This window comes from Parablautia sp. Marseille-Q6255, assembly GCF_951230155.1.
Lineage (GTDB): Bacteria > Bacillota > Clostridia > Lachnospirales > Lachnospiraceae > Choladousia.
Genome location: NZ_CATNVD010000035.1, coordinates 1 through 4,852, shown reverse-complemented (window position 1 = coordinate 4,852; position 4,852 = coordinate 1). Strand labels below are relative to the sequence as shown.

The following is a 4,852-nucleotide window of genomic DNA, read 5'->3' as shown; positions in this document are numbered from 1 at the left end:
GGATATTAAACAGCCCGGAACAAAAACAGATACCAAATGCAACACCTGTGAAGCCGCCGGTACTTAATGAATCAGAGTCGCAGGTGAGATGGATGAGGTCAGCTTCCGCTGCGAGCGAAATGGAGCGGGTGCGTTAGCAGCGTTGCCTGTATCCTGAACGGGCGTATGATAAATCATGTATGAAAAAATTTGCCAACGATTACTTGACAGTAACGGGGAAACCAATAAGTAAAAAAGAAAATGACTTTTGGGATGAGATGTGATAGAATGATTGTAGAGAAACAGGGAAAGAATCATTCAGATAAGTGGAGATAAGTGGAAGGGTGAATGAAATGTATAAAGTAGAATTAAAATTTGATTCTGATAATTTGACGCCAAGTGATATGGACAGAATTTGTGAGCAGACAGATCAGATTTTTGAAAGGGAAGATTTAAGTTGTGCCAACCGGGAGCCGGGACGCAGAGTATATTTGGACAGAGGACGTCAGCAGGATTACGGAAGGTTTTGGGCGGCTATTTTTGCACTCAAAAGTGCAGCAGGTATTTCCAAACATTTACAGGAATGTTTCTGGTATAATGGAAATGAAAAAGAAAATCTGATTACTGATTTTTTGAGGAATTAAGTGAGTGGACAGTACGCAGAGAAAAGGTATCAATTTTGATTTAGATACAGAGGCATTGAAAGAACATTATCCTAAAGGGGATTGGCATAATGCGTATTATGATGTCAGGTCATATTTTGAGAAGAATGGCTTTGAACATATTCAAGGATCAGGTTATCATTCAACTAAGGAAATGTCTGAAGCAAAAGCAATGGCAGTAATTTACCGGATGACGAAAGAAATTCCGTGGCTGAATTATTGTGTGAGTGTGTGTACGATTTCTGATGTGCCGGAATTGTACGATATCTCACATGTATTTGAAAGAGAAGCTCAGCAGCTATCAAAGAAGAATTAAGTGTAGATTTATTTTGGCGATGACTTTGAAGGTGAAAACAAAGTCATCATTTTCTTGATAAACATAAGTTTGAAGGAGAATATAATCTTTGTTGGGTTAGTCCAAATCTTCCTTGGAAGTTAGCATGTGGTGCACAATATACATTTCAGTTACCTAAGAGTATTATGAAACAATGGATTGAAAATGCAACAAATGAATTTGAATTAAGAAAAGAGGCGATTTGTTGTAAAGAAAGATTCTTGTCTAATATGATTGTATATTATAGAGAAAATAATCATCCTTCAATAAAAATGATTTCTATTGATAAAGATAGATTGGAAAATGCCAAAAATAGATTATAATCTCGTAAATCAGAGTCAAATTCATATAAGGCAACAATTTCCTCGAAGGTTGTTCCTTCCTTATATGTTTTGGTAAAAGGAACTCGGAATAAGTGCTTGTACCCATCAATCAAAGGGAAATATCCTATTTGCTTGAGGGTGGCTTCAGCATAGTCCTGATCGGATATGATAATTCCTTTGTCCTCTAAATGTTGTATTTGCTGCTCAAAGCTGGCAAATGTCTTTTTCATCATAGTATTCACCTCTATATAGCAAAAGAGGGAGAGATCCGCAGGCTCTCCCCCCCCGGTCACGGGCTTCGCAAGTTTCCGCAACACGATCACTGAGCCTAATGTAACAAACCGATATAAAAATGTCAACTGTTTCCGAAGGAATCTTCCACAGGAGATTTACAAAGGGTTATAAGGCTCTAAGGTAGTATATGCATTGATTGGGGAATAACACATGATTTTGTATAATAGTAGTAATGTTCCAGAAGGACTAAGTATTAACATGATGGGACTAATATACAATTGCTTGTTATGGTTGGCATATGTGCAGTAGCTCGTTTCCTGATGATATGGGTTACTCCTTCTGTCCTGGCATATGCGTTTTTAAATATGTTGATGTGTTTGTTGACGGTTTTGCTGATAATTGTGTTGTTGTAAAAGATTTATCCAGATTTAGACGAGATTATATTGAAGCCGGGCGGTTCATTCAAAAGACCTTCCCGGCTTTTTCTGTGCGTTTCATTGCAATCACAGATCATCACGATAGTCTGACTGCGGATCAGAGTACCACATCTCTTGTGATTCCGGTCAAAAACTTTGTGAATGATTCCTACTGTCAGGATATTTCAGAAAAGGTAAAAATCACATCAGAAAATAAAACGGGAGAAAGGAAAATTTATCGGGGCATTTGCAGTCTATGGATATCAGAAAGACCATGAAGATAAAAATAAGCTGGTTATAGATGAATATGCGGCAAAGATTGTGAAAAATATTTTTACATGGAAACTGGATGGTATGAGCAATCTTGCCATTGCAAACCGACTGAATGAGAATGGAATTTTCTCTCCATTGGAATATAAGAAATCTCATGGAGAACATTATTCCACAGGTTTTCAAGCCGGAATTGTGTCAAAATGGTCTGCGGTGGCGGTAAAGCGTATTTTAACCAATGAGATTTACACCGGAACGATGGTACAGGGAAAACGGGAGAAAGTCAATTATAAGGTAGATAAGATTTTAGAAAAGCCAGAGTCTGAGTGGTTTAAGGTAGAGGGAACTCATAAAGCAATCGTTTCCAAAGAGGATTACCGAAATGTACAGCGGCTTTTAAAAGTCGATACCAGAGCTGGGAAGGGAAAAGAGAAAGCGCACATGTTTTCGGGACTTTTGTTTTGCGGAGATTGTAAAGAGCCAATGGTTCGTCGAATGAACCGATATAAGGGAACGGAAAAAATATATTATATCTGTTCTACGAGAAATTGTGGAGAGGGGTGCAGCAGGCACAGTATCTCAAGACAAAGGAAATGGAGTTTGCAGATGTGGTTGGATTTGACAAAGAAATTACACGATTAAGAAAGGAGCAGGAAAAGTATCTGGAGCTGCGGACTGGACTTTATGAAGATTTGAAAATGGGGGTAATCACGCAGGCAGATTTTAAGAACTTTAGTGCGATTTATGAAAAGCAATACACTGAGACAGAGCAGGCGCTTGCGAAACAGGAAGAAATGGAAAAGAGGCTGATGTTGTCGGAGTTTTTTTCACAATCAGAAACTGTGAAGGAGGTGGGCTAAATGGCAAGAACCTCGAAACGTAAGATTCGGTTAGAAAGTCAATCACTGGCGGAGCTGCCAGACGTCCGACCAGTCCAAACCACCATGGAATGGTATTTGTATATCCGAAGAAATAGTAGATATGATCCATCAGCATGGAGATCAGGGCAATGAATTTAATTCCTGTTCACTGACGCCAGGGGTTTCGGATAACAGGTGTGATGCATACTTTGTATAACGGGAGGATATGTATGGATTGGGTAAGAAAAAAATTGTATGCAGATGCTGTGCATCAGGCCGGGATTACCGGAAAGGGTGTCACAGCTGCCGTACTTGATTCCGGGATCAGCCGCCATCCGGACTATGCGAAGCGGATTATAGTATTTAAAGATTTTATAAATGGGCGACAGGAGTGTTACGATGATGCATCCCACGGGACGCATGTGTCAGGAATTCTTTGTGGAGACGGAAGCAGCAGCGGCGGGCGGTACTGTGGGATTGCTCCCGGCTGCAGCCTGATTCATCTGAAGGTACTTGACCGTAATGGAGAGGGAAGTATGGAGGAGCTGATCAGGGCGATTCACTGGGTGATCGTCAATAAGGAAAAATACCGGATACGGATCATGAATATTTCTGCCGGCACAACACTGGGAGAACAGGCAAAAAGCGGAACGCTGCTGGTAAATGCAGTAGAAGAAGCGTGGGATGCAGAAATCGTTGTTGTGGTCGCGGCAGGAAATCTCGGACCGGGACCTTCGACTGTCACAGTGCCGGGAAACAGCCGCAAGGTGATTACCGTCGGCGCAGCAGACTGGATGAGACGGTCGGGAGGAGCTGGCCGTCTGTACTCCGGCTGCGGCCCCACACAGGAATGTATCTGCAAGCCAGAGCTTGTGATTCCGGGGACTGAGGTGGTATCCTGCTGTCCATACTGGAGAAATGGCAGGTACTATAGTAAAAAAAGCGGTACCTCGATGGCAGCTCCGGCAGTAGCAGGGGCTGCTGCGCTTTTGCTGGAAAAAGAGCCGTATCTTACAAACGTTGAGGTCAAGATGCGGATGAAGGAGTCAGCGGTCAGCTGTGGTTTTCCTCAGAACCGGCAGGGATGGGGGATACTGGATCTGCGCAGACTGACAGGGACAAGATGATAAAGAAAATAAAAACAAAAAAGAGGCGCTGGAGCAGCTTAAGGTACTGGATCTGTTCCAGGGCTTTCAGCCGGATTATCATATGAATGAGGTAGCGATCCGCCATTGGGACGGCTTCTGGTTCGGGAAAAGACGCTGCCTGGGCGATACATTTCCGCATTACTGGAGCGCGCTTTCCGGCTATGCCTATGCGCAGGCAAAGGGTGTGGATGAGAGCGGATATTTTACGGGGAAAGCAGACCGGACGCTGAAAGCGGTACTCAGCCTTTTTCACACAGACGGGAGCGCTTCGTGCGCGATGGTTTATCCGATGAGCGTAAACGGCGTTGCAGCCGGTTTTTACGATGCGTGGGCAAATGACCAGGACTGGGGGCTTTACTTTGCGCTGAAGTATGGGAGCAGAGCTTAAACGCATAGTTTTATAGTGAGACAGAGATGCAGTCAAATACGATTTCGAACGCATGGCGCCGGAGGTATTTTTCAGCATCTCTATTTCTATGTTCTTATTTCTTATGTCTCTATCTTAGAGTATAATTATCATTGGCAAAAATAAAGGGAAGAGATCGAAACCTCTTCCCAATCATACAGATTTATCTTATTGTTTAATTGCTGAGAAAAAACATAAGGAGTCTGTATGATGAGTTCAA

At 42.4% G+C, this 4,852-nt stretch carries 6 protein-coding genes and 1 pseudogene; 5 read left to right on the top strand and 2 right to left on the bottom strand.

Features of this window, described 5'->3' with window-relative positions; translation table 11 throughout:
* The first annotated feature begins 332 nt into the window (after positions 1–332).
* Positions 333–623, top strand: coding sequence for a hypothetical protein (locus tag QOX44_RS17915; RefSeq protein ID WP_283685192.1), 291 nt, complete (start codon positions 333–335; stop codon positions 621–623).
* Between the two features lie 4 nt (positions 624–627).
* Positions 628–957, top strand: coding sequence for a hypothetical protein (locus QOX44_RS17910; protein ID WP_059068622.1), 330 nt, complete (start codon positions 628–630; stop codon positions 955–957).
* 274 nt (positions 958–1,231) lie between these two features.
* Here the strand turns inward: QOX44_RS17910 and QOX44_RS17905 are convergent, their stop codons facing one another.
* Positions 1,232–1,531 (bottom strand): Abi family protein, encoded by a 300-nt coding sequence (locus QOX44_RS17905; protein ID WP_283685188.1) that lies wholly within the window; start codon positions 1,529–1,531, stop codon positions 1,232–1,234.
* Positions 1,532–1,929: 398 nt separating this feature from the next.
* Between QOX44_RS17905 and QOX44_RS18360 the strand changes: the two are divergent.
* Positions 1,930–3,069 (top strand): annotated as a pseudogene (locus tag QOX44_RS18360) (recombinase family protein); the annotation flags it as partial.
* Here the strand turns inward: QOX44_RS18360 and QOX44_RS18355 are convergent.
* The gene (locus QOX44_RS18355) at positions 2,951–3,229 is read right to left on the bottom strand and encodes a hypothetical protein (protein ID WP_442955446.1); all 279 of its coding nucleotides are present in this window, start codon (positions 3,227–3,229) and stop codon (positions 2,951–2,953) included. The pseudogene QOX44_RS18360 and the gene QOX44_RS18355 sit on opposite strands and share 119 nt — an antisense overlap.
* Positions 3,230–3,308: 79 nt before the next feature.
* Here QOX44_RS18355 and QOX44_RS17890 point away from each other — a divergent pair, with 79 nt between their 5' ends.
* Both QOX44_RS17890 and QOX44_RS17885 read left to right on the top strand, forming a co-directional pair.
* The gene (locus tag QOX44_RS17890) at positions 3,309–4,205 is read left to right on the top strand and encodes a S8 family peptidase (protein WP_283685183.1); all 897 of its coding nucleotides are present in this window, start codon (positions 3,309–3,311) and stop codon (positions 4,203–4,205) included.
* 82 nt (positions 4,206–4,287) lie between these two features.
* Entirely contained in the window at positions 4,288–4,614 is a 327-nt protein-coding gene (locus QOX44_RS17885; protein WP_283685182.1) for a hypothetical protein, read from the top strand.
* Positions 4,615–4,852: the final 238 nt, after the last annotated feature.